Genomic DNA, 24,131 nt, shown 5'->3' with positions numbered 1-24,131 from the left:
GCTTTGTAATGGCAGATGAGGTTAAAAAATTAAGAGCTCTTGATAGATTTGTAAAATCAGCCATTAATATTTTAAAAAGAGAAGATTTTGATGATGAAATTTTTAAAAAAAGAGTTGAAAAAAAATACACAAATATTAGAAAAAGTAGAGCCCGTTTTATTAAATGATCCATATACAAAAGCTTTGGAAAATTTTGCTAACTCAGTGATACAAAATAAAAATAAAGATGAACTTTTAATGGAGGCAAATTTACTCGATAAGCTTAAAAATTCAAAAAATTATAAAAAAAAGCATAAAAAATTTTATGAGCGTTAAGTAGCAATCACTTAAACGATGCTGTCCATCAAAATGTGCAAACGAACTCTTACCTTATAGGTTGATTCATGAATTTTTATATATTTAAAACTCAAACTATATTATAGATCGATTTCCAAAAAACCACAGACACCTTAACACTACAATTTAAAGTGTCTATACATTTTAAAGCCTATAGGAAGTTATATTATCTAATAAAATAATAATATTTATAAAGTTATTTCTTGCTATCTTTAATCTCAATATCTTCTTTTATTGATTCAAATTTCTTATCACCTATGCCTTTTACATTTTTAATATCTTCTATTTTTGTAAATTTATTTTCTTTTCTGTATTCTATTATGGCTTCTGCTGTAGTCTCTCCAATACCTTTAAGAGTCATAAGTTCTTCCTTGGAAGCAGTGTTTATATTTATAGCACCAAACAACAAACTAAAACTAAAAACAAATAATAACAATAATCTTTTCATAATGCATCCTTTAAATAATAATATTTATTTAGTATATAAAATAGTTATTAATATATTCTAAACTAGTATATATTATTTAACATATTTATTAATACCATAAAGCAAAAAGAATATGATTAAATCAAAATTAATTAAATTGAGACTAAAGATGACTTACATGATACACCCAAATGATAAATTTTTTAGACATAGAAAGACAACTTAAGCAAATATTCTCTTATTAATTTTAATAAAATACAATATATGTTCAGCACAAGCCTAAATACCTTTTTAAAATTACCATTGCAGCCAAGCAATAAAATACAATATATGCTCAGCACAAGCCTAGAAGTAATCAATTCCACTTATATAGTTTTTACAGATTTCAAACTCATTCTTGTAAAATTTTACTCTAAAATATTCTTTAATTCTATAATCAACCAAACCATTATAAGCTTTCCAGTTATTAGAATATAAACTGAACAAGCAAATAATTCTTTGATAGAGTAGTTTTAATGATTTAAGTAGATATATCCATCGTTTTAACGCTCCAGGCAGATTGTTTTTATTGCCTACTTCCACCTCTTTTACCATGAACTCTTTCAACTCTTTCTCCTTGCATTATACTTTGCTGTTTCAAATGGGTGTAAGCTTTTACTTTGTATGTATTGACCTTGTAAGCTATCTATCCAAGCAACTTCATTTATATTTACGCTTTTTTCATATACTTTACCATTTCCAGCATAAGCCATAGCTTCCATTTTTGATGGAGTTACAAAATTGCCACTTGTTATTGGCTTTGAGCTATAAACTTTAACTTCGCCATTATTTACTGCTTTTTTATAATCTTTTAAAGTCCAATCTGGTGTTTCTATAAAGTCATCTTCTTTTATTTTTTTAAAGTCTATTATGTCATCTTCACTTCTTACCCAAGTGTGATAATCATCATTTACTGGATTTTGTCTATTTATGATTTTAGATTGTTGTTTTGGTGTTAGGTTTAATCTACTAACTACATTATCTCTTTCAAATTTTCCAAAATCATCATATAATTTTGCTCCATTTTTAAAACCTGCATACTCTTTATGTTGTATTGCGTTTTGAATTTCTTGCATTAGTGCATTTTTAATGTCACTTTTGCTTAAATTTGGATTTATTGTAATTTCGCCATTTTTTGGATTAAATAAGCTATTTGTTTTTATATTGCTATCAAAAAAGACATAGTTATTTTTTAGCTCAGGATAAGCCTTAAATAGCTCATCGTGTTTTAACACATTGCCGTCTTCCTTGTTTAAGAGTTTTTATCTTTGCATCGCTATCATTTAGTTCAAATTTCCAAATATTATCTTTATCTTTAAACCAGCCTGTTTCTCTCCATATTTTTAGCTCATCATCTCCATTTTTTGCATTTGTTTTGCTGTGTTTAGGTTTTTAATAGTGTCTTTTTTAATATTTGTAGCACTATTTTCATAAGCAAATAAGTTCTGTTTTGCTCCTGCTTTTTGTGCGAAGTCATCAACTTTTTGATAAGCATTTGTTGGTAAAATACTGCTTTTTATATTTTCTTTTACAATTTTATTAAAAAGTTGTGGATTGCCTTTAGCAATATTTTGATATTTCTTTGCTTGAGATGATATAAAAGCATCAAAGCCTTTATTTACTCCGTGCCTAAAGCCAAACCCAGTAAGTCCTCCAAGCATTGCTCCACGAAGTCTATTTTCATCATCTAAATTAGCCCCTATACCTGCACCAACTCCACTGCCAACCATATCTTTTGCTAAATTTGGAGTTATAAAACCACCTTTCATATTTGAAGTTTTGCCTTGTTTATTAAAAAGCGTGTCATAGTTGTTTTTCATAAACCATTCATTTGTTTCCATTGCTTCATCGCTAAAACGATGTGGATTTTCTAAGGCGCTATTTCTTAGTTTTTCTACATATTCAGGCTTTAATCCTCTTTGTTCTAACTCATCAATGTATTTATTTGCTCTATTTAGATAAAACTCATCTTGTGGCAAAGGCTCTTTTTTTTTGGAGCTTTTAACACCAAATTTGGATTATTTTTTATAAACTCCTCTGTTACTTTTATCCTTTGAGGAGTAAATAATTCAGGTTCATTAACTAATTTTTGTCTTAAAGAACTAATTAATTCAGGCTTGATGCCTCTTTTTTCTAATGATTTGGAGCAGTTACAAGTGAGACACATAAAAAAACAAGGACTATCTCAATAAATACTAACGCAAGCACAAGTATAAAATAGGCTAAAGTGACTTATCAGCCTATTTATGATACAATATATCTTAACAATTAAACGGATAAGGGGTAATAATATGGCAATTTCTTATAAACCATTATGGCAAACAAAGAATACTTAAAAATAGCTGCGAACATAACAAGTAACATAGTTTCAAGAATGAGTAAAAACTCTTATGTGAATTTAGAGTCATTAAAAAAAGATTTGCTTGGCATTGGATTGCAGAATTGAAGATGTTATAGAGATTAGCAAATCAAAACAAATACTAGAGGATTAAAGAGTGAGCAGGCAAGCAAACAATAAAAATTTAAAAAAAGCAAGTAAAAATAAAAATGACGAATTTTATACTCAACTTGTTGATATAGAAAGAGAGTTGAAATATTATAAGGCTCATTTTAGAGATAAAGTAGTCTATTGTAATTGCGATGATCCAAGGGTAAGTAATTTTTTTAAATATTTCTACTTAAATTTCGATTATTTGGAATTAAAAAAATTGATGGCTACTTGTTATAAAAATCAAGATATAGATTTATTTTCAATGAATGATAAGGAAGAGGCAATATGGCTAGAATATAATGGAAATGGCAACATTAATGATTTTGATAATGTTGAAATCAATAATCTAAAAGGAGATGGAGATTTTAGGTCTGAAGAGTGTATTGAGTTACTTAAACAGGCTGATGTAGTAGTTACTAATCCACCGTTTTCGTTATTTAGAGAGTATATCGGTCAATTAGTCGAGTACGACAAAAAGTTTCTAGTAATAGGAAATATAAATTGCTTAACATATAAAGAAATATTTGCATTAATCAAAGAAAATAAAGCTTGGTTAGGCAATGGAATGGGTCGTTGGATATCTGGTTTTATAGTACCTAAGCATTATGAATTATATGGAACTGAAACAAAAATTAATGAAGATGGGGAAAGAATTGTATCAACAAACAATTGTTTATGGCTTACTAATTTAGATATAGAAAAAAGGTATGATAATCTTCTTTTATATGAAAACTATACTGAGGATAAATATCCTATGTATGTAAACTATGATGCTATAAATGTTGATAAAACAAATGAAATTCCAATGGACTACGATGGCATTATGGGCGTTCCAATAACATTTTTAGATAAATATAATCCAAATCAGTTTGAAATTGTAGAATTAGGAATTGTAGGAAGCTGCAATTTCAAAAACAATAAAAAAATGGAAATATTAAAAAATGGAAAATCAACAGGAAAAATAACATACAATGCTAAAGGAACTTTGTATAGAAAGTATAATAAGTTTAAAGATAAAAAAACTCCAGCTTTTAGAGATTGTGAAACTGGAGAACTATATACAAGTATTTATGCCAGAATACTTATTAAAAGAAAGTAGGTGACTTACAATGAGTGGAAATAGTGCTTTGCGAAGGGCGAATAAGGCAAAAGAAGATGAATTTTATACACAGTTAAGTGATATTGAAAGAGAACTGAGACATTATAAAAATCACTTTAAGGATAAGGTAGTATTTTGTAATTGTGATGATCCTTATGAAAGCAATTTTTTTAAATACTTTGCTAATAATTTTAATCATCTTGGTTTAAAAAGATTAATAGCTACTTGCTATGGTACTTCGTCTATTAAGTTCGAACAATTAAGTGTATTTGATATTAATTATATTGAAGATAAAAACGAAAGTAGTCCCTATAAAGTAATTATTGATAATGTAGAGGATGTTAATAATGATGGTGCAATTGGTATTGAAGATATTCGACAAATAATGCAACAAAACAAAAATACTGTAACACTTCTAGAAGGAGATGGGGATTTTAGGTCTGAAGAATGTATCGAGTTGCTGAAACAAGCTGATATAGTAGTCACTAATCCTCCATTCTCACTCTTTAGAGAGTATGTTGATTTGTTAATATCTTATAAAAAAAGTTTTTTAATAATTGGTAATCAAAATGCAATTACGTATAAAGAAATATTTTCTTTATTAAAAAAAGATAAAATTTGGTTAGGATATTATGCAGGTGATATGGAGTTCCAAGTGCCAGATTATTATGAGCCAAGAAAAACAAGGTTTAGAATTGATGAAAATGGAATTAAGTGGAGAAGTATGGGTAATATATGTTGGTTTACCAATTTAGATATAGAAAAAAGACATGAAGACCTTCTGCTATATGAAGTATACAATGAAAAAAAGTATCCTAAATATGATAACTATAATGCTATAAATATAGATAAAGTAGCTCAAATACCGATTGACTATAATGGATATATGGGTGTTCCAATAACATTTATGCATAAATATAATCCTGATCAGTTTGAATTAATTGGAATAATGAATACGGGAGAAGAAAATAAAGGTATTAGGCATGAGAACACTTCTCATGGAAGACCAATAATAAATGGAGTAGAAAAATATTTAAGAGTCTTAATAAGAAGAAAGAGTAGGTAAATATGGATATTAAACTAATGGAAATTCCAATAAGAGATGTTGTAAAAGGCTATTCTTATAGAGCGGAAGAGGGTGTATATGGGTTTGATGGAAAATTAAATATAAGACCAAAGTATCAAAGAGAATTTGTTTATAAGGATAAACAAAGAGATTCAGTTATTGATACTGTAACTAAGAATTTTCCGCTAAATGTTATGTATTGGGTTAAAAATGACGATGATTGTTATGAGGTTCTTGATGGTCAACAAAGGACGATAAGTATCTGCCAATATGTTAATGGAGATTTTTCATATAACAAAAAATATTTTCACAATTTAACTAAAGATAAGCAAGATGAAATTCTTAATTATAAATTAATGATCTACATTTGCGAGGGGACTGATAGTGAAAAACTAGACTGGTTTAGGACGATAAATATAGCTGGCGAGAAACTTACGGACCAAGAATTAAGAAATGCAGTATATGCTGGACCTTGGACAACCGAAGCGAAAAAATATTTTTCTAAAACATCATGTCCTGCATACCAAATAGCTAGTGATTATTTAAAAGGCACTTCAATAAGACAAGAGTATTTAGAAACTGCATTACGCTGGATAACTGATAGAGATTCTATAGAAATCGAAGTATATATGGCTAGAAAACAGAATGAAACTAATGCAACTGAATTATGGCTATATTTTCAATCAGTTATCAATTGGGTAAAAACATTATTCACTAACTATAGAAGTGAACAAAAAGGAATTGAGTGGGGAATACTATATAATAAATATAAGCAAAATTCTTATGATCCAGTAAAATTGGAAGAAAAAATAAAAGAATTAATGCAAGATGATGATATAACAAAAAAATCTGGAATTTATGCTTATTTAATTACAGGAGAAGAGAAACACTTAAATATTAGAGCCTTTACTCCATCTATGAAAAGAGAAGCTTATGAAAGACAAAAAGGAATTTGTCCTATGTGCAATAAGCATTTTGAGATAAATGAAATGGAGGGAGACCATATAACTCCTTGGGTTGAGGGAGGGAAAACAAACGCAATAAACTGCCAGATGTTATGTAAAGAATGTAATAGAAGAAAATCTTCAAAATAGAAAAGGGACGATTAGAAAAAAATCTAGTCGTCTTTTTTTTATTGCAAGAAATGGATGGGTATGAAAAAATTAGAGCAAATGAGCCAAGAGTCAAAAGATGTAAAAGAGAAAATTGATGATACGGAAGAAAAATATTAAGACAACTAAAAATAAAGTTTTATTATTTCTATAAGAACATTATATAACTAATAAAAACTACTCTACACAATAAATCTTTCTTGCAATAAAATTTCAATCATAATTAACACTATAAAAATATAAAAATGAAGCTTTTTTTGAATTTTGACAGTGCTTAAGCTCAGATATTACTTCCTGTACCAGACATCCTATTTTTACTAAATTTTAGTAAAATTTAACTATTCTAAAAATACTGAATTTGAATAAATTTTACATCTATTATAATATTTATTAAAGGCCAGATATCAATAAAAAGGTCCTTGTTTTATTTTGATAAAAATTGTTTTTATTTAAAATTTAATTAAGACTATAGTTTTAAAAAATAACTTAGATTTATCATCTTTAAAACCCAAACCACCATTATATAAATAAACACATAAACAAGAGCAAAAATTCATTAAGGCCATAAGGGATTTAAATATCTTTAAAATTTTAATTATTTTCAATGAAATAAATGTATCGGAAGAAGCTATTTACTAATATTCGGATTTTTAGTATTAACACACTCCGCAACGACCTACTTTCCAACTGCGAGTAACACAGAGTATCATCAGCCACGATATGCTTAGCTTCTTGGTTCGAAATGGAGCAAGGCGTTTCCATATCTGTATAGTCACGGAGCAATGTTAAATAAAAGAATTCTGTTTTTATATTGCTTTTTACTGTTTATTAATTATTTTAATCTTTTTAAATTCTCTTATTAAACACTGCTTTTTATATTGTTAAAAGTCCATTCGCTGTTTTAATAATTAAACAATTGTTTTGATTTATTGTTATTGTTTTTTATCCTTAACAAGGAAGTGATGCTTAATAAGATAAGCAAACGAGCTATTAGTACCGGTCAGCTAAATGACTTACATCAATTACACACCCGGCCTATCAAACTTATAGTCTATAAGAGCTCTTAAAAGAAGATTAATCTTGGAGTCGGCTTCGAGCTTAGATGCTTTCAGCTCTTATCACATCCCGGCTTAGCTACTGGGCTATGCTCTTGGCAGAACAACCCATACACCAGTGGTCAGTTCGACCCGGTCCTCTCGTACTAGGGTCAACTCTCCTCAATCTTCTTACGCCCACGGCAGATAGGGACCGAACTGTCTCACGACGTTCTGAACCCAGCTCGCGTACCGCTTTAAATGGCGAACAGCCATACCCTTGGGACCTGCTCCAGCCCCAGGATGCGATGAGCCGACATCGAGGTGCCAAACCTCCCCGTCGATGTGAGCTCTTGGGGGAGATCAGCCTGTTATCCCCGGGGTACCTTTTATCCTTTGAGCGATGGCCCTTCCACACAGAACCACCGGATCACTAAGACCGACTTTCGTCTCTGCTCGACCTGTATGTCTCGCAGTTAAGCTGGTTTATACCTTTATACTCTACTAGCGATTTCCAACCGCTATGAACCAACCTTTGTAAGCCTCCGTTATTATTTGGGAGGCGACCGCCCCAGTCAAACTACCCACCAGACATTGTCCTACATAAGGATAACTTATGCTAGTTAGCTAATCGAATAAAGAAGAGTGGTATCTCACCAATGGCTCACTATAAACCGGAGTCTATAGATCAAAGCCTACCACCTATCCTGCGCATCTTTATCCAAGTAGCAGTGTCAAGCTGTAGTAAAGGTCCACGGGGTCTTTCCGTCTTGCCGCGGGTAGGAGGAATTTTCACCTCCACTACAATTTCACTGGATCCCTCTTTGAGACAGCTCCCATCTCGTTACGCCATTCATGCAGGTCGGTATTTAACCGACAAGGAATTTCGCTACCTTAGGACCGTTATAGTTACGGCCGCCGTTTACTCGGGCTTCGATCAAATGCTTTGGATTACTCCTGACATCATCAATTAACCTTCGAGCACCGGGCAGGCGTCACACCCTATACATCCACTTACGTGTTAGCAGAGTGCTGTGTTTATGGTAAACAGTCGGGAGGGACTCTTTGTTGTAACCTTCTTTGCTTATAGAGTAAATCTTTCACAAAGTTAGGCACACCTTATACCGAAGATACGGTGCTATTTTGCAGAGTTCCTTAAAGAGAGTTCTTCCACGCGCCTTAGAATACTCATCCCACCCACCTGTGTCGGTTTACGGTACGGGCAACATTATCTAAACTTAGAAACTTTTCTCGGCTCGATAGTATCATGGGTTCTTACGCTACTCCGAAGAGTTTTGTAAGCCTTTTAGATCTCGGATAAAAAGTTGCGGATTTGCCTACAACTTAACCTACATCCTTAGACTAAGTATTCCATCACTTAGCCCCATTAACTTTAAGCGTCCTTCCATCGCACAATAATGTTGGTATCGGAATATTAACCGATTTTCCATCGCATACCCCTTTCGGACTTTGCTTAGGACCCGACTAACCCTACGATGACGAGCATCGCGTAGGAAACCTTGGGTTTTCGGCGTTAATGATTCTTACATTAATTATCGCTACTCATGCCTGCATGCTCACTTGTATATGCTCCAGCGCTCCTTACCGGTACGCCTTCAATGCTAAATACAACGCTCTTCTACCACTTACACTATTGTGTAAATCTACGACTTCGGTACTTATTTTAGCCCCGTTATATTTTCCGCGCAAAATCACTAGACCAGTGAGCTATTACGCTATCTTTAAAGGATGGCTGCTTCTAAGCCAACCTCCTGGTTGTTTAAGTAACTTCACATCGTTTTCCACTTAAATAAGATTTAGGGACCTTAGTCGGTAGTCTGGGTTGTTCCCCTTTCGACGACGGATTTTATCACTCGCCGCCTGACTGCTGTGATTACATTATAAGTATTCGGAGTTTGATAGGGGTTGGTACATTGGTGTATGCCCTAGCCCATTCAGTGCTCTACCCCTTATAATTACGACACAACGCTATACCTCGATATATTTCGAAGAGAACCAGCTATCACGATGTTTGATTGGCCTTTCACCCCTATCCACAAGTCATCAGGAGCCGTTTCAATGGCCGTCTGTTCGATCCTCCGCCGGTTCTTACACCGGTTTCAATCTGCTCATGGATAGATCACATCGTTTCGGGTCTGCAGCATCCGACTAAACGCCCTATTAAGACTCGCTTTCGCTACGGCTCCGTGTTTACTTAACCTTGCCGGACACCACAACTCGCAGGCTCATTATGCAAAAGGCAGTCCATCACCCTGATAAATCATAGGGCTCTGAATGATTGTAAGCAAATGGTTTCAGATTCTATTTCACTCTGATCACCTCAGTTCTTTTCACCTTTCCCTCACGGTACTTGTTCGCTATCGGTTTGGTAGTAGTATTTAGGGTTGGATCGTGGTCGACCCGAATTCAGACAAGATTTCACGTGACTCGTCTTACTCAGGATACCGCTAAGTAAAAAAGGGATTTCATATACGGGAGTATCACCCTCTATGCTCAACTTTTCCAAATTGTTCTATTATCCGTTTTTATTCTTTTATGCAGTCCTATAACCCCACTAGTAAACTAGTGGTTTGCCCTCTTACGCGTTCGCTCGCCGCTACTTGCATAATCTCAATTGATTTCTTTTCCTTTGGGTACTAAGATGTTTCAGTTCCCCAAGTTCGCTCCATATCAGGTGGTATATATCACTATATACCGGGTTGCCCCATTCGGAAATCTATGAATCAAAGCTTCTTGACAGCTCCTCATAGCTTATCGCAGTCTAGTACGTCCTTCATCGCCTCTACCAACCAAGGCATCCACCATTTGCTCTTAGTAGCTTACCTTTTTAGTTTATAAAGATTTAAATCTTTTAAACTATATATTGTTTTAGAATTTTAATATTTTATATTCTAATTTGCATCACTTCCTTGTTAAAGATAAATAATTTATAATATTTAAGCATTTGATTAAGACGGAAAGAGATTAAAAACATATAAATAAGTTTAAAACTTTATATGTCCGTTTTTTAATCTTTATCATAAAATTCGGATAACAAATGAATTTTATAACTTGCTTTAAAATCAACCGCTTAAAGCTTTAACAAGTTCCTGTAAAATTGTTTTATTTATTAAAACTTGATTGTGACTTTTAACAATGATAAATTAAATAACTTGCTTTTTTTGCAAAAGCGAAATGTAATTATACAAAAAAGAGCTTAAAGGGAAATTAAAAATTGTATGGAGGGAGAAGAAAATTAAAAGAAATTCTAACAAAAAAAATGGAAAGTAATGCTGTTTAAAATTGTAACCAAAATTTGATACAATAAAAACTAAATTTTTAAATGGAGAAAAAATATGGCAAACATTTTAATAATCGGAGCCGGCGGCGTAAGTCGCGTAGCGACGGTAAAATGCGCAAAAAACAGTGAAATTTTTACAAAAATCACGCTTGCTAGCAGAACAAAAAGCAAATGCGATGAAATAGCAAAATTTATAAAAGAACGTGTTGGAGTTTGCATTGACACGGCGCAAATTGATGCGGACGATACAGAAGCTGTTGTAAAACTGATAAAAACAACTGGGGCTGAAATTTTACTAAATTTGGCTCTGCCTTATCAAGATTTGACACTTATGGATGCTTGCGTAAAAGCAGGAATAAACTATATCGACACGGCAAATTATGAGCATCCTGATTTAGCAAAATTTGAGTATAAACTGCAATGGGCGAAAGATGAAAATTTTAAAAATGCCGGCGTAATGGCGCTTCTTGGCTCAGGTTTTGATCCGGGCGTTACGAATGTATACTGTGCTTATGCTATGCAAAATCTTTTTGACGAAATAAATTATATTGATATTCTGGATTGCAATGCAGGTGATCACGGATACGCTTTCGCTACAAATTTTAATCCTGAAATAAATTTGCGCGAAGTTTCCGCAAACGGTAGATACTGGAAAGACGGCGAATGGATTGAAACAAAACCTATGGAAATAATGTTTAAATGGAAATATCCGAAAATCGGCGTCAAGGACAGTTATTTACTTTATCACGAAGAGATGGAAAGTTTGGTAAAAAATATAAAAGGTTTAAAACAAATTCGCTTTTTTATGACGTTTGGAGAAAGCTATCTCACACATATGAGATGTCTAAAAAATGTAGGAATGTTAAGAATCGATGAAGTTGATTTTAACGGCACGAAAATAGTTCCGATTCAATTTTTAAAAGCACTTTTACCGGATCCAGCTTCTCTTGGTCCTCGCACAAAAGGCAAAACAAATATAGGCTGTGTCATAAGAGGTTTTAAAAACGGCAAAGAAAGGCAGGTCTATATTTATAATGTCTGCGATCACGAAGAAAGTTTCGCTGAAACCGGTGCACAAGCAGTTAGTTACACGACAGGAGTTCCTGCTTGTATAGGCGCGATGATGGTCGCCACAAAAAAATGGCAGGGAAAAGGCGTGTTTAATATGGAAAATTTCGATGCAAAACCTTTTATGGACGAATTGAATCGTCAAGGACTTCCATGGGAAATTATAGAAATGAAACCTGGTGAAAGATACGAAGTATAAGTTAATAATAAATTTTATGTATAATGACGATATTTAAGCATTTATAGTTTTATTTTATAAAATTATGAATGCTTATTTCAGCTATATCAATTAACGAAATTTAAGAATATCATACTGTATTATAAGGACCGAACCATAAAATTTTCATTTTCAATATGAAATTTCATATGACATTTATTTAAAATTTAAAGTATAATTTTTTTAAATTCGGGTATATTTTGCTGAAAAATTAGTTTTACTATAATAAATAAAAACAATGTAAAATAAAATTTTTATCAAAAAATAACGACAATCAACAGCTATTTATGATAAATTATTTATAATTTTATATAAAATGTCATCAATAATTTTTTTGGAATATACTTCATCTTTTATCATTCGTTTAATTTCACATTCCCAAATTACTATCGCTTTAATACCGATATATTCGAGTTTCTGTAGTTTGTATTATCCCTTTTGACATTTCTTTCAAGTTTATTTTTCCAAAAAATCGTAATTGCTTTTAGGAATAGATGAATGTTTGCAATTTTTATGCATATGCCAAAAGCATCCGTTTATAAATATGACAACTCTGTATTTAGGAATGTAAATATCAGGGCTTCCGGACAATTTCTTATAATTAACCCTATATCTGAAGCCCATATGCCATAAAAGTTTTCTCAGATAAATTTCAGGTTTTGTGTTTTTGCATTTAACTCTTGCCATATTCTCGCTTCTGGTCATAGGTTTATTTTTCTTCATCATCTGAATCTCACCTGCAAATTAAGCTTTATATAATATTCCCCTTTTTCAGTGTATATTTCTCCAAAACCATGTCTTGAAGTAGACGCTGTTTCATATTTGGTGTTCTTCAGCAAATATTCTTCAAAATAATTTCTGTTATATATGTGATAAGCAAGAACATTGCCTTCTTTTGTAACAACAATATATCCTCCTGCAGCTTCGTCAACACCATTCCAAACTGCAGCAGGTACCATTCCGAGCGCTACGGCTGTCAGAAATTTTTTGAACTTGTATTTATATGTATTTACATTACCGTAATTCATAGGATTTTCCCGTTCAAGTTTTTCAACCATCTCATCACAGTTACAGATTCCGTCTTTATAAAAATACAGAATGGTTTCAGCGATAATTTTATCCATGCTGCTGTCAATCAATACTAAATTATCAGCGAAAACCCGATTATTAATTTTCCAATATTCCAATTGTCCGTTTTTTCAATTATTTTTTTACACGTCCTCTGACATCCGTATGTTTTTTACCACCGGCTGCTTTATATATCGCATTTACTTCTTTAACCAAATCCGGATAACTGTGATTTATTTTATAAATAAAGTTTGTAGTTTTACCTGCATTTAATAAAGTAGGAGAAGAACCAAGCTCGGATTTTATTGAAAACCCGACAGTAGGACTGTAACCTGTGTTTATATCAATAATTTTCACCGTAATATCACTTTTATCCGTTGCAGGTGCAGACAGTTTATAACACAAAATTTTATTCATAAAATTTTGTGTGCCTTCTACTGAAAAAGCTCCTTTTGAAGTTTTGCTGTTAATTGCATTCAGTAAATTTTCAGACTCCTCTTCAAATTCGCTTACAGATAATTCTTTTACAATTAATCCGTTAATACATATAGATATCATTTCTCCTGTAGCATATTCTTTGATTTCATCCTTGTTTTCTTCTCTGATTATTTTAATAATAAGGAAATATACAATTGCATCACTTTCTAAAAATTTTCAGTTTTATAAATATGTGGATAATGCATCTTACGCTCCCTTAAATACTACATCATTATGATATTCTAAAAATTCTGGTGAAAGCTCAAATTTGGAAGATATTACAATTTCTTTCCCATCATATTTTTTGAATACATCATCAATAAATTCATTTGTATAAAAATCCTTTAGTATACTTGAAATAATTATTTTATAATCTCTACCTATTGTTATCAATCCTCTATCAAAAGCTCTATCATAAATTGAATTGAGATATATTCCATTATGTGGATTTAGCCTGTTGTTTTCGTCTTTAACCCATGGTTTTATATGACTTGCCACTAAAAATTCATTGATTTTTATTCTTGTTATTGCACAGGCGTTATTATATGCAGATAACACGGATGAACGAAAAAAGTTTTGATTTATTCTTGTTTTAACCAGCTTTGCTTTGTCTTGACTTGAATAATTTAGTTCCTCTGGCTGAAGATAGATATTTTCAACTGATTTATTTGTTAACTTTTCAATAATTTTTTCAGTCTCATAAACAAGCTTTTCTCTATCACTATTAAATTCATTCCACACAAGTTCTTCCATCTTTGCACCATGTGTTAAACCTGTAATATCCTTCTTTTTTAACTCAGGATCAAGCCTTCCAATATTCCCAATTTTCATGTTAAGTGCAGATGGACTTCTACCAATCATATTCGCATAATCAATAACAATTGGATTTGTTTTACTACTACTAGCAAATGGAATAATACAATAAACATAAAAAGCAAAACACTGTTTCTTCTCTACTCCAAATATCATTAGTTTTTCACTTAATTCACCATCCTAAAATCCTTTCTTATGCCCCGCAAGAGAAAACGCCTGACAAGGAAAACCTGCAAGCAATATATCATGTTCAGGAATTTTCTTTTCATCGACTTTTGTAATATCTCCGACCACATCAATACTGTCATTAAAATTGGCCTTATAAGTTTCTACAGCTTTCTCATCCAATTCACTTATAAAAACTGTTTTAATGTCATCACCGAATGCCTGATCGAAACCGAGCCTTATCCCGCCAATACCTGCAAATAAATCAATCGATTTATACATTTTATATCTCTTTCACATTAAAATTTAAAGCAATACGCCGATTTTTATATATTATCTTCACATAAGAATATCAATAATTTTTTATATACACCTTTAATATTTTAATTTTACAAATTATTTCGCCAAGCACTTTTCTATAGCCATTTTTCATATTTTAGCACGTCTTTGATTTTTATTGTTTCATTTATTGTTTTATAAAGTTCATCCAAATTTAACATATTCGGTCCGTCGCAAAGCGCTTCGCAAGGATTTATATGTGTCTCGTAAAAAAATCCGTCAGTGCAGCCTGTAGCTGCCGCCGCGCGCGCCAAAATCGGCACGAAGCGAGAATCGCCGCCGCTTTTGCCATTTAAGCCTCCAGGCATTTGCACGCTGTGAGTTGCGTCAAAAATCACAGGTGCAAACTCACGCATAATCATCAGACTTCTCATATCAACGACCAAATTTCCATACCCGAAAGTGCTTCCTCGTTCAGTCAGCCAAACCCCGTTTTCTTTTGCAGCCTCATATCCGCTTGATGTTACACCGCGAGTTTCAAGGATTTTTTTAACACTGAATTTCATTTGATCGGGTGCTAGAAACTGCCCTTTTTTAATATTTACAACTGCATTTGTTTTTGCGGCGGCTATAAGCAAATCCGTTTGGCGGCATAAAAACGCAGGGATTTGCAATACATCGGCCACTTCGCTAACAGGTGCCGCTTGATGGCTTTCGTGAATATCGGTTAAAATTTTATAACCGAATTTTTCTTTTACTTCATTTAGAATTTCGCAACCTTTTTTTAGCCCCGGTCCTCTAAAACTTGAAATACTCGTTCTATTCGCCTTATCAAAACTGCTTTTGAAATAAAATTCAATTTCCTTATTATTTGCTATTTCACGTAGTTTTTCAGCGACTGCAAATACAAGCTCTTTACTTTCTATGACGCAAGGTCCTGCTATTATTATCATAATTTCTCCTTATTTTTTAATTGTGACCAAAATTCCACTTGAAATGACCAAAATTATACCTAAAAAAGCTACAAAATTCGGTAAATTATCGCCCATAAAAATTCCTATTATCAAACTGAAAAGTACATCTGTATAGCTTACAACTGCGACATTTGAAGCTTTTCTGGCAGCCGAATATGCTTTTGTAAGATAGTTTTGATACAAAAGCCCCGCAATACCTAAAAGAAATATAAAAAGCCAATTTAACACATTCGGCATAATAAATTTCGGAAATAAAAATGCAAATTTTAAAGGAATTTCGCAAAACTCACCGACCGATAACATCGCAAACGGAAGTGCACTTGCAATTATCAAAAACCAAAGCACAATTAAACGCGTATCATAATATTTATGAAGTTCTCTCATGCTCGTGTAAGAAACAGCCGCAAAAAAGCCGTTTACCAAACCCATAGCATCTGTTGTTTTAAAACCTAGCTGAGGCTGAATAATGCAAATTATGCCTAAAAATCCGACAAAAACGGCAATCCAACCATTAATTTTAACCTTTTCGCCAAAAATTACAGCCACAAGCAAAACAAGGAAAATCGGCGCCGTTTTTGAAAATGTAAAAGCTTCAGCTAAGCCCATATTTGCGATATTATAAAAGAATGCAACCATAGAAATCGAGCCTGCAAATCCGCGCACCAAAAGCAGCCAAAATTTACCGCCGCACTTTGTTGGCGGCTTTTTTATCAAAAAATATGCGATAAAGATAAGCCCTAAAAAATTACGAAAAAATACAACCTCGACGCTAGGTAAATCTTGACTTAAAATTTTTGCAAAAGCGCCCATCAACGCACCAAAAAAAGATGCCGTAAGCATAAAATAAATTGCCAAATGTCTAATTAAAAATTTACGAAGCAAAATTTTCCTTTTTTTGTGAATTTTATCGAAATTGACTTAAAATTTTAAAATTCAGCATTTTTTTTGTATAATGAAAAATTTTAGAAAAGGATAAAAATTTTGAAAAAAGTCATTTTGATAGGCAGACCGAATGTCGGCAAAAGCTCACTTTTTAACCGGTTTGTCGGCAAAAGAATTGCAATTACCAGCGACATAAGCGGGACTACAAGAGACACGAATAAAACTGTAATTGAAATTTTTGATAAGAAGTGTATTTTGATAGATTCGGGCGGACTTGATGACAGCTCCGAAATGTTTGCAAAGGTACAAGCCAAAACGCTGAAAGAAGTGCGAAATTGCGATATTATTTTATTTATTGTAGATGGAAAATTTATGCCAAGCGATGATGAGAAAAAACTTTTTCACTCATTTTCAGGACTTAACAAACCGCTTGCACTTGTTATAAACAAAATCGACAGCAAAAAAGACGAGGAAAGAAGTTTTGAGTTTATTGAATTCGGCGCAAAAGATAAATTTAATATCTCAGTTAGTCACAATGATGGTATAGATGAAGTTAAAAGCTGGATATATAAGCTTTTGGACGATGAAATTTCAGCTGATGAAAGCGAAAATTTCGATGATTTTATCTCTAATCTGGATGAAAACGGTGAAATTTTAGAAGAAAAAGATGAAAGCTTTTACGAAAATAAACCTATAAAAGTCGGCATAATCGGGCGCGTAAATGTCGGCAAAAGCTCACTTTTAAACGCGCTTGTAAAAGAAAATCGAGCAGTTGTAAGTGAAGTCGCAGGAACTACGATTGATCCGGTAAACGAAAATTACACTTTTAACGATAAAGTTATAGAGTTTGTCGATACGGCCGGCATTAGAAAACGCGGCAAAATTGAAGGAATAGAAAAATTCGCGCTGAACCGTACCGAAAAAATTTTAGAACAATGCGATATAGCGCTTATGGTTTTGGACGCAAGTGAACCTTTCAGTGAGCTTGACGAACGAATTGCCGGACTTGCAGCCAAATTTGAACTCGGTGTGATAATTGTGCTTAACAAATGGGACAAAAGCGAAGAAGATTTTGACAAAGTTCAAAAAAAAATAAAAGATAAATTCAGATTTCTTTCATACGCGCCGATTATCAGCGTCAGCGCGCTTGGCGGAAAAAGAATTCATAAAATTTATGATATGATTTTAGAAATTTATGCAAATTTCACTCAAAAAATCGCCACTTCAAAATTAAACGATTTTATAGCAGAAGCGACAGCCCAACATCCAATTCCTCAAGATAAAGGCAAAAATGTAAAAATTTACTATGCCGCTCAAATCGGCTTTGCACCGCCTAAAATAGCGCTTGTGATGAATAGAACGGTTTTACATTTTAGTTATAAAAGATATTTAATCAATCAAATGAGAGAAAATTTTACGTTAAATGGCACGCCCGTGATACTTTTACCTAGAAAAAGAGGAAACAGTAAAGATGAAAAATAACATCGTTTTAATAGGTTTTATGGGTGTCGGCAAAGGAACCGTAGCAAGAGCGTTGGCACGTGAACTTGATATTTTTTCGATTGATTGCGATGATTTAATAGAAAGTTTTGCCAACAGAAAAATTTCAAAAATTTTCGCGGATGACGGAGAAACAAAATTTCGTGAAATTGAGAAAAAATTGGCTAATTTTTTACAAAATAGTGTTAGTGGCGCCATAATTTCAACCGGTGGTGGATTTTATAAAGTTCCGAATTTAAAAGACATCGGAGTGATAATCTATTTGAAATCGGACTTTGACAGCATAATAAAAAGAATTAAAAAGTCTCCAAACGCAAAAAAAAAGCTGGCTAAACGTCCTCTTCTTAAAAACTTAAAAAAAGCGAAAATACTTCATAACCAAAGAGATGCGGAGTATGAAAAAGTAGCCGATTTCACAGTAGACGTAAGAAAAAAATCTTTGCAAGAAATTGTAGAAGAGATACAAAATTTAATTAAAGAATAGAAAATGACTATAGCTTTAACAGGACATGTAAAAATAAAAAAAGCTCTTCAATTAAGCACGTATCCGAATATAACAACGGATAAAGAGGCTTTTGAAATTGTAGAAAAACTCATTATAGATACAATAAATAAAAATTTTCCAAACAATGAAAATTTGGTTTTTGTATCCGATATGGCAAAAGGAGCCGACGAAATTTTTGCTTTGATAGCAATGAAAATGAAAAAAAAACTTATTTGCTGCATTCCAAACAGCATATCTTGGCACAGATCAAAAGGAGCCGAGAAATACGATGAAATTTTAAATTATGAAAACATCCAAACAAAAGAGATAAAAAAAGATTATAACAAACAAAAATTTCCAAACGGATACTTTGCAAGAAACCAAGCTATGATTGATTTGATAGATGAAGACGGTGTTTTGCTTGCATTTCACAGATACGATTCAAGCGGAGTAATGGATACGCTAAGAAGAGCAAAAAAGCGAATAAAAAAAATTATAGAGTTTTAAAAGGATAGAATTTGATAACATTAACAGGACTTCAACCAAGCGGAAAACTTCATTTAGGTAATTATTTTGCAAGTATAAAGCAAATGGTTAATATGCAAAACGGCTTAAAAGAGAACGATAAAATTTTTATGTTTATAGCAAATTATCATGCTTTAACATCTGTAAATGACGGGAAAAAACTGCGTGAAAGCACTTACGAAGCTGCGGCCGCGTTTCTTTCTCTTGGAATTGATCCGAAAAAAACCGTTTTTTGGGTGCAAAGCGATGAAAAACTTACACTTGAACTTTACTGGATACTTAGCGGATATACACCCATGGGGCTTTTGGAGCGCGCTCACGCTTATAAAGACAAACTGGCAAAGGGTTTTGAAGCAAAGCACGATCTGTTTTCTTATCCTGTTCTTATGGCAGCCGATATTTTGTTATACGGTGCAAATATCGTACCTGTAGGTAAAGACCAAACCCAACACGTAGAAATTGCGCGCGATATCGCTTTGAAATTCAATAACGCTCACGGTGAAATTTTAACGTTACCGGAAGCCAAAATCGATGAAAATGTAGCAACTGTTCCGGGAACAGACGGCGCAAAAATGAGTAAAAGCTATAAAAATACGATTGATATTTTTGCAGATGTAAAAACATTAAAAAAGCAAATAAGTTCTATAAAAACAAGCTCTGAGCCGTTAGAAGCCCCTAAAGAGTGGGAAACCTGCAATGTTTATAATATCGCGAAACTTTTTTTGGACGATAACGGACAAAAAGCGCTGCAAGCTCGTTATGAGCGTGGTGGCGAAGGACATGGACACTTTAAAATGTATCTGAATGAGCTTGTCGGCGAATATTTTAAAGATGCGCGCGAACAATTCGCTTATTTTATGACACACCGTGAAATTTTGGACGAAATTTTAAGTGAAGGTGCAGCAAAAGCTCATAAATACGCAAGTGCAACAATGCAAAAAGTCCGCGAAGCTGTCGGAATTTATAGATAATTTAAAGTATCATTTAAATAAAAATTATCAAAAATAAAAAATCAACAGCATTAGCAGTTGTACTTTTTTGCACTTAATCCGCAAGTAACGGAATTTGTCGCCGACAAAGCGCAGTTCTATGAATTTCGAAATTAGAGACAAAGCTTACAGGCAATATAATAAAAATATTCGATGATTTTAGCGGAGATTTTGTGTTTTATAAAAAGAGTAAAACTTTCTCAAAAATGATTGATATCGTAAAAATTGCGTCTATAAATATCGCTCCGTGCTACAATTACTTGTGAAATGAAGATTTTTTTGAAACCAAAAAAACTTTCCGAAATGAAATTTGAAATAAGCGAATTTTGACGCTAAAAACAAAAAAATGCAAGAAAATTTAACGATACAAAATATCGTTTTTGGTTATGATTTTATAAATATTACCGAAATGCAAACAAAAAAACACTTTTTTGTTTTTCACTGAAAAGTGAGCTGAATAAACTTTATTTCAGCGTTGGCGTTAAAAAAACCTGTAGCTAACATAGGAGATAAACTAAAAATAAACATTTAAATCCAAACTCACAAAAAAATAAATTTTTATTTTCAAAAAGTTGTAAAGCGTGAAATTTGCGCTTTTTAATAAATTTAATCCGTTCGTTTTGAAATGATAATCTTTTACAAAACATTTTACGTCGTTTTGATTAAAATTTAAAATCAAATTTTCAACCTCAGCGAAAAATTTTAAACTTGGCAAAATTTATATGTTTTAAATTTATACAGCGCGCTGAATTTTACTATTTCTAAAACATTACACTGATACAAAAAAGCGTTTTTAACATATTGCAGCAATATGCGGCAAATTAATATTTTTTTCTAAATGTATGATAGTCCGTTAAATAATTTTATAAACTCAAAAATTTCTATTTTTATTGTGTTTTACACGACATAAATTTTTAAGAAATTTTAATTGTTTTTTGCTTTTTAGTAAATGCTGTTGTCTTAGAATTTTAAAATTCGCGCATTTAATTATTTTAATTTTTAAAGCTGAAATTTACGCTAAAAAATAATTAAAAATGCAAAATTTTACATTTAAAATATCTAAAATTTTATCATCATCTCTTTTTTATTTTTGCTGCTGAAATCACGGAAAAATGCGCGTATCGCGTCCATTCCTGTATAAAATTCCTTCATCAGAATTACACACAGATAATCTCCGAAATCGCTCGTAATTATTTTTCCGTCTGAAATTTTAACGGCACCTGAAAGTTTTAAAAGCAAAATTTCATTCCTTAAAACTTTTAAAATTTCGCAGCTGTTTTTCGCGTCAAACTTAGCTATATTGATTTCTCCGTTAAATAATTCGTTTAAAAAAAGATATTTTATCTTTTGCATTTTATCAAACTCACATTGCGCTATTACTGCACTTTTTTCGCATTTTACCAAACCCGAATAATCATTCAAATCGAAAGCATTTACAAAAAGCGTGCCGTCCAAAAAGCTGAATGCGCCACTTCCGATGCCGATAAATTCGTTATTTTCGCCGATATATTCGTCCTTTAAATTTTGCTCTTTTTTGCTAAATGACCACGCATTATTTTTAGCAAAATCTCTAAAACTCTCTCTTATAATTTTATAAAATTTTTCTTCATTATCTTTGCTGCTTACGCCTAGACTTTTTGCAATTTTATCACGCATTAAAGGAGATTTCATAAGCGGATAAAATGTGTATTGATCTGCTCCGATACTTTTTGCTTTTTTGATATCTTCGCGAAAATCAAGTTCGCTTTGAAACGGAAAATTAAAAATCAAATCAAGGCTGAATGTCGGCAAAATCCCAATGGCTTTGCTTAATTTTTCAAGTAAAACTTCGCTTCCACCGAATTTATCAAACCTGCCGACTTTTTTTAAAATTTCATCATTAAAGCTTTGAACGCCTACACTTAAACGATTTATCAGTCCTTTGAAACGCGCCAAATTTTGAGCGTCAATGTGATTCGGGTCACTTTCACAAGAAATTTCATCTATATTAAAAAGTTTTTTTGCAAGTTCAAGCGTTTTGATCAATTCGTCTTCATCAATCAAAGTCGTTCCGCCACCAACGTAAAGAGAATCAAATTTAAAACCTAAACGCGCTATTTGCGTCATTTCCAAACGCAAATTTTTAAAATACTCTTTACAAAGTTCGCTTTGATAATAAAATTTATGAAACGAACAGTATGGGCAAAAAGTATGACAAAAAGGCACGTGCGCGTAAAGCATATATTTTTTATTTTTTGGCTCGCGCTTAAAGTTCGAGGGCGCCAATCTCAGCGAATTTCTCATAGAATTTCGCACAATTTTATGCGCGTAAAATTTTGCAAGATATGAGATCATTTTTCTTATTTCAAATTTACAAAATTTAGAGCAAGCGCAAGTTTAAGCTCTTTTACGATGCGAATGCAACTTTGCAAATCATCGATTGATTTTCCTGCCACGCGCACCTCGTTTCCTCTAATTTGAGTGCTGACTTTGAGTTTGCTCTCTTTTATCGCCTTTGTAATCTTTTTGGCGTCTTCTATCTCAAGCGTATCGTTTATCTTTAAAATCGCGCGAATACTTGCACCGCTTGCGCTTTCTCTTTTTTGCTCACTAATCGCAGCGGACGGAATTTCACGCTTTATAAGTTTTGAAACAACAATCTCTTTTAGAGCGTCAATTTTGCTGTCACTTGAGCTTAAAAGCGTAATTGTTTTTTTCTTTTTCATTTAACGAAATTTCGGTTTTAAGACCTTTAAAATCGTATCTTGCAGTAACCTCTTTTTTCGCACTCTCAAGCGCATTTTTAATCTCCATAAAATCAACGCTTGCATTTATATCGAAACTATGCTCATTTGCCATTTATAAAATCCTTTATATTTTTTACCAACAATTCAACCAATTTTTTGCGCGCTTCAACGCTTGCCCATGCAATATGCGGCGTAATCAAAACATTTTGTCCGTTTTTCACATTTAAAAGCGGGTGATTTTCTTTCATCGGTTCAATTTCCAAAACGTCCAGAATAACGTGTAAATTTTTCTCATCCACAGCTTTTGCAAGAGCATTTTCATCTACAATGCCACCACGTCCGAAATTCATCAAAATCGCACCGTCTTTCATTTTTGCGATTTCATTTTCGCCGATTAAATTTTTTGTGCGCTCATTAAGTGGCGCGTGTATACTTAAAATATCACTTGTTTTAAGTAACGAATCCAAACTTACGCTTATAAAATTATCATCTTCGTGCATACCGCTTGTTGAATAATATCTGACATTTGCACCAAAAGCGGAAGCAATTTCGGCTACGTTTTTGCCTATTGCACCAAGTCCTACTACGCCGAATTCTTTACCGAAAATTTCAGTTATCGGGCTGCTTAAATGAGTAAAAATTTCACTTTTAGCCCATTCGCCGTTTTTGCAGTAAGAAGAATAATAGCTGACTTTATTTAACATCTCGAACAAACTTGCGAAAGTTTGTTGTACGACACTGTTTGTCGAATATCCTGCTACGTTTTTAACCGTGATGTTTTTAGCTGCGGCGGCTTTTAAATCCACATTATTCATGCCGGTTGCGCTGATAGCTATCATTTTTAAATTCGTATTTTCAATAACTTCTTTTGTAATTAAAACCTTGTTTGTGATGACGATATCGGCATTTTTTAAGCGCTCTATAGTTTCGCTATTTTTTGTATTTTTGTAACTTATAAATTCGCCAAGCGCCTCTAAAGCGCTAAAATCAGCATCAACGCCCAAAGTATCGGCGTCCAGGCAAACTATTTTCATTTTTGGCTCCTTAAAAATTTAGAAA

Annotated in this window: 23 protein-coding genes, 2 rRNA genes and 1 pseudogene; 9 read left to right on the top strand and 17 right to left on the bottom strand. The window is 32.7% G+C overall.

The window, feature by feature from the left end:
• Positions 1-93 precede the first annotated feature (93 nt).
• Positions 94-315 (top strand): hypothetical protein, encoded by a 222-nt coding sequence (locus CHAB381_RS00365; protein ID WP_370445521.1) that lies wholly within the window; start codon positions 94-96, stop codon positions 313-315.
• A gap of 217 nt (positions 316-532) precedes the next feature.
• Here CHAB381_RS00365 and CHAB381_RS00360 read toward each other — a convergent pair whose 3' ends face one another.
• From CHAB381_RS00360 to CHAB381_RS00345, 5 genes are all read right to left on the bottom strand, one after another.
• Positions 533-784, bottom strand: coding sequence for a ComEA family DNA-binding protein (locus CHAB381_RS00360; RefSeq protein WP_041570433.1), 252 nt, complete (start codon positions 782-784; stop codon positions 533-535).
• A gap of 324 nt (positions 785-1,108) precedes the next feature.
• The gene (locus tag CHAB381_RS00355) at positions 1,109-1,369 is read right to left on the bottom strand and encodes a hypothetical protein (RefSeq protein ID WP_041570432.1); all 261 of its coding nucleotides are present in this window, start codon (positions 1,367-1,369) and stop codon (positions 1,109-1,111) included.
• Complete coding sequence (locus CHAB381_RS00350; protein ID WP_011991530.1) at positions 1,366-2,037, bottom strand: hypothetical protein; 672 nt, start codon at positions 2,035-2,037, stop codon at positions 1,366-1,368. Before CHAB381_RS00350 ends, CHAB381_RS00355 begins: the two co-directional genes overlap by 4 nt.
• Positions 2,021-2,143 carry an LPD23 domain-containing protein gene (locus CHAB381_RS09175; protein WP_172462805.1) on the bottom strand — a complete coding sequence of 41 codons (123 nt, stop codon included), beginning with the start codon at positions 2,141-2,143 and terminating at the stop codon, positions 2,021-2,023. Before CHAB381_RS09175 ends, CHAB381_RS00350 begins: the two co-directional genes overlap by 17 nt.
• A gap of 2 nt (positions 2,144-2,145) precedes the next feature.
• Positions 2,146-2,781, bottom strand: a complete 636-nt coding sequence (locus CHAB381_RS00345; protein WP_011991529.1) for a hypothetical protein — start codon at positions 2,779-2,781, stop codon at positions 2,146-2,148.
• Between the two features lie 516 nt (positions 2,782-3,297).
• Between CHAB381_RS00345 and CHAB381_RS00335 the strand changes: the two genes are divergently transcribed.
• The 3 genes from CHAB381_RS00335 to CHAB381_RS00325 are packed head-to-tail and all read left to right on the top strand — an operon-like array spanning position 3,298 to position 6,552.
• On the top strand, positions 3,298-4,392 hold the full coding sequence (locus CHAB381_RS00335) for an adenine-specific methyltransferase EcoRI family protein (protein ID WP_011991528.1): 1,095 nt from the start codon (positions 3,298-3,300) through the stop codon (positions 4,390-4,392).
• Between the two features lie 10 nt (positions 4,393-4,402).
• Positions 4,403-5,458, top strand: a complete 1,056-nt coding sequence (locus CHAB381_RS00330) for an adenine-specific methyltransferase EcoRI family protein (protein ID WP_011991527.1) — start codon at positions 4,403-4,405, stop codon at positions 5,456-5,458.
• A 2-nt stretch (positions 5,459-5,460) separates the two neighbouring features.
• Positions 5,461-6,552, top strand: coding sequence for an HNH endonuclease family protein (locus tag CHAB381_RS00325; protein WP_011991526.1), 1,092 nt, complete (start codon positions 5,461-5,463; stop codon positions 6,550-6,552).
• A gap of 681 nt (positions 6,553-7,233) precedes the next feature.
• On the opposite strand, the gene rrf is transcribed toward CHAB381_RS00325, so the two are convergent.
• Positions 7,234-7,350, bottom strand: a 5S ribosomal RNA gene (gene rrf / locus CHAB381_RS00320).
• Between the two features lie 190 nt (positions 7,351-7,540).
• A 23S ribosomal RNA gene (locus CHAB381_RS00315) occupies positions 7,541-10,450 on the bottom strand.
• 510 nt (positions 10,451-10,960) lie between these two features.
• Here CHAB381_RS00315 and CHAB381_RS00310 point away from each other — a divergent pair.
• Positions 10,961-12,172, top strand: coding sequence for a saccharopine dehydrogenase family protein (locus CHAB381_RS00310; RefSeq protein WP_011991525.1), 1,212 nt, complete (start codon positions 10,961-10,963; stop codon positions 12,170-12,172).
• 474 nt (positions 12,173-12,646) lie between these two features.
• Here the strand turns inward: CHAB381_RS00310 and CHAB381_RS08820 are convergent, their stop codons facing one another.
• The 7 genes from CHAB381_RS08820 to CHAB381_RS00280 all read right to left on the bottom strand — a co-directional run bounded on the left by CHAB381_RS08820 (position 12,647) and on the right by CHAB381_RS00280 (position 16,848).
• Positions 12,647-12,916, bottom strand: coding sequence for a very short patch repair endonuclease (locus CHAB381_RS08820; protein WP_198002592.1), 270 nt, complete (start codon positions 12,914-12,916; stop codon positions 12,647-12,649).
• The gene (locus CHAB381_RS09075; protein ID WP_198002591.1) at positions 12,913-13,377 is read right to left on the bottom strand and encodes an HpaII family restriction endonuclease; all 465 of its coding nucleotides are present in this window, start codon (positions 13,375-13,377) and stop codon (positions 12,913-12,915) included. The genes CHAB381_RS08820 and CHAB381_RS09075 overlap by 4 nt, the downstream gene beginning before the upstream one ends.
• 16 nt (positions 13,378-13,393) lie before the next feature.
• Positions 13,394-13,840: an HpaII family restriction endonuclease gene (locus CHAB381_RS09070; RefSeq protein WP_408610326.1), complete on the bottom strand. Its 447-nt coding sequence runs from the start codon at positions 13,838-13,840 to the stop codon at positions 13,394-13,396.
• Between the two features lie 102 nt (positions 13,841-13,942).
• The gene (locus tag CHAB381_RS00295; protein WP_041570431.1) at positions 13,943-14,704 is read right to left on the bottom strand and encodes an HNH endonuclease; all 762 of its coding nucleotides are present in this window, start codon (positions 14,702-14,704) and stop codon (positions 13,943-13,945) included.
• A gap of 24 nt (positions 14,705-14,728) precedes the next feature.
• Positions 14,729-14,995 carry a DNA cytosine methyltransferase gene (locus tag CHAB381_RS00290; protein ID WP_011991524.1) on the bottom strand — a complete coding sequence of 89 codons (267 nt, stop codon included), beginning with the start codon at positions 14,993-14,995 and terminating at the stop codon, positions 14,729-14,731.
• A gap of 134 nt (positions 14,996-15,129) precedes the next feature.
• Positions 15,130-15,945, bottom strand: coding sequence for a 3-deoxy-8-phosphooctulonate synthase (gene kdsA, locus CHAB381_RS00285; RefSeq protein WP_011991523.1), 816 nt, complete (start codon positions 15,943-15,945; stop codon positions 15,130-15,132).
• A 9-nt stretch (positions 15,946-15,954) separates the two neighbouring features.
• Positions 15,955-16,848: a DMT family transporter gene (locus tag CHAB381_RS00280; RefSeq protein WP_011991522.1), complete on the bottom strand. Its 894-nt coding sequence runs from the start codon at positions 16,846-16,848 to the stop codon at positions 15,955-15,957.
• A gap of 99 nt (positions 16,849-16,947) precedes the next feature.
• On the opposite strand from CHAB381_RS00280, the gene der reads away from it, so the two are divergent.
• From der to trpS, 4 genes are read left to right on the top strand one after another with little or no spacing between them, the layout of a single operon-like run.
• Positions 16,948-18,330, top strand: coding sequence for a ribosome biogenesis GTPase Der (der, locus tag CHAB381_RS00275; RefSeq protein WP_011991521.1), 1,383 nt, complete (start codon positions 16,948-16,950; stop codon positions 18,328-18,330).
• Complete coding sequence (locus tag CHAB381_RS00270) at positions 18,320-18,832, top strand: shikimate kinase (RefSeq protein WP_011991520.1); 513 nt, start codon at positions 18,320-18,322, stop codon at positions 18,830-18,832. Before der ends, CHAB381_RS00270 begins: the two co-directional genes overlap by 11 nt.
• 3 nt (positions 18,833-18,835) lie before the next feature.
• On the top strand, positions 18,836-19,339 hold the full coding sequence (locus tag CHAB381_RS00265) for a hypothetical protein (RefSeq protein WP_011991519.1): 504 nt from the start codon (positions 18,836-18,838) through the stop codon (positions 19,337-19,339).
• Positions 19,340-19,350: 11 nt separating this feature from the next.
• The gene (gene trpS, locus CHAB381_RS00260; protein ID WP_011991518.1) at positions 19,351-20,328 is read left to right on the top strand and encodes a tryptophan--tRNA ligase; all 978 of its coding nucleotides are present in this window, start codon (positions 19,351-19,353) and stop codon (positions 20,326-20,328) included.
• Positions 20,329-21,405: 1,077 nt separating this feature from the next.
• On the opposite strand, the gene CHAB381_RS00250 is transcribed toward trpS, so the two are convergent.
• The 3 genes and pseudogenes from CHAB381_RS00250 to CHAB381_RS00240 all read right to left on the bottom strand — a co-directional run bounded on the left by CHAB381_RS00250 (position 21,406) and on the right by CHAB381_RS00240 (position 24,106).
• Positions 21,406-22,680 carry a coproporphyrinogen III oxidase family protein gene (locus CHAB381_RS00250; protein ID WP_011991515.1) on the bottom strand — a complete coding sequence of 425 codons (1,275 nt, stop codon included), beginning with the start codon at positions 22,678-22,680 and terminating at the stop codon, positions 21,406-21,408.
• Between the two features lie 5 nt (positions 22,681-22,685).
• Positions 22,686-23,184 (bottom strand): annotated as a pseudogene (locus CHAB381_RS00245) (YajQ family cyclic di-GMP-binding protein).
• Positions 23,174-24,106 carry a D-2-hydroxyacid dehydrogenase gene (locus tag CHAB381_RS00240; RefSeq protein WP_011991514.1) on the bottom strand — a complete coding sequence of 311 codons (933 nt, stop codon included), beginning with the start codon at positions 24,104-24,106 and terminating at the stop codon, positions 23,174-23,176. The pseudogene CHAB381_RS00245 and the gene CHAB381_RS00240 overlap by 11 nt, the downstream one beginning before the upstream one ends.
• Positions 24,107-24,131 lie beyond the last annotated feature (25 nt).

It is taken from the genome of Campylobacter hominis ATCC BAA-381 (genome assembly GCF_000017585.1).
In the GTDB taxonomy this organism is placed as follows: Bacteria; Campylobacterota; Campylobacteria; order Campylobacterales; family Campylobacteraceae; genus Campylobacter_B; species Campylobacter_B hominis.
The sequence above is the reverse complement of the archived record's forward strand: the minus strand, read 5'-3'. Positions and strand labels throughout refer to the sequence as shown.

Excerpts from the sequence above, each read along its gene's own strand:
- CHAB381_RS00265 (WP_011991519.1), top strand. The coding sequence starts at position 18,836 with ATGACTATAGCTTTAACAGGACATGTAAAAATAAAAAAAGCTCTTCAA.
- CHAB381_RS00295 (WP_041570431.1), bottom strand. The coding sequence starts at position 14,704 with ATGATATTTGGAGTAGAGAAGAAACAGTGTTTTGCTTTTTATGTTTAT.
- CHAB381_RS00270 (WP_011991520.1), top strand. The coding sequence starts at position 18,320 with ATGAAAAATAACATCGTTTTAATAGGTTTTATGGGTGTCGGCAAAGGA.
- CHAB381_RS00250 (WP_011991515.1), bottom strand. The coding sequence starts at position 22,680 with ATGATCTCATATCTTGCAAAATTTTACGCGCATAAAATTGTGCGAAAT.
- CHAB381_RS00240 (WP_011991514.1), bottom strand. The coding sequence starts at position 24,106 with ATGAAAATAGTTTGCCTGGACGCCGATACTTTGGGCGTTGATGCTGAT.
- CHAB381_RS00310 (WP_011991525.1), top strand. The coding sequence starts at position 10,961 with ATGGCAAACATTTTAATAATCGGAGCCGGCGGCGTAAGTCGCGTAGCG.
- CHAB381_RS00330 (WP_011991527.1), top strand. The coding sequence starts at position 4,403 with ATGAGTGGAAATAGTGCTTTGCGAAGGGCGAATAAGGCAAAAGAAGAT.
- CHAB381_RS00325 (WP_011991526.1), top strand. The coding sequence starts at position 5,461 with ATGGATATTAAACTAATGGAAATTCCAATAAGAGATGTTGTAAAAGGC.
- CHAB381_RS00360 (WP_041570433.1), bottom strand. The coding sequence starts at position 784 with ATGAAAAGATTATTGTTATTATTTGTTTTTAGTTTTAGTTTGTTGTTT.
- CHAB381_RS00290 (WP_011991524.1), bottom strand. The coding sequence starts at position 14,995 with ATGTATAAATCGATTGATTTATTTGCAGGTATTGGCGGGATAAGGCTC.
- kdsA (WP_011991523.1), bottom strand. The coding sequence starts at position 15,945 with ATGATAATAATAGCAGGACCTTGCGTCATAGAAAGTAAAGAGCTTGTA.
- CHAB381_RS00365 (WP_370445521.1), top strand. The coding sequence starts at position 94 with ATGAAATTTTTAAAAAAAGAGTTGAAAAAAAATACACAAATATTAGAA.
- CHAB381_RS08820 (WP_198002592.1), bottom strand. The coding sequence starts at position 12,916 with ATGATGAAGAAAAATAAACCTATGACCAGAAGCGAGAATATGGCAAGA.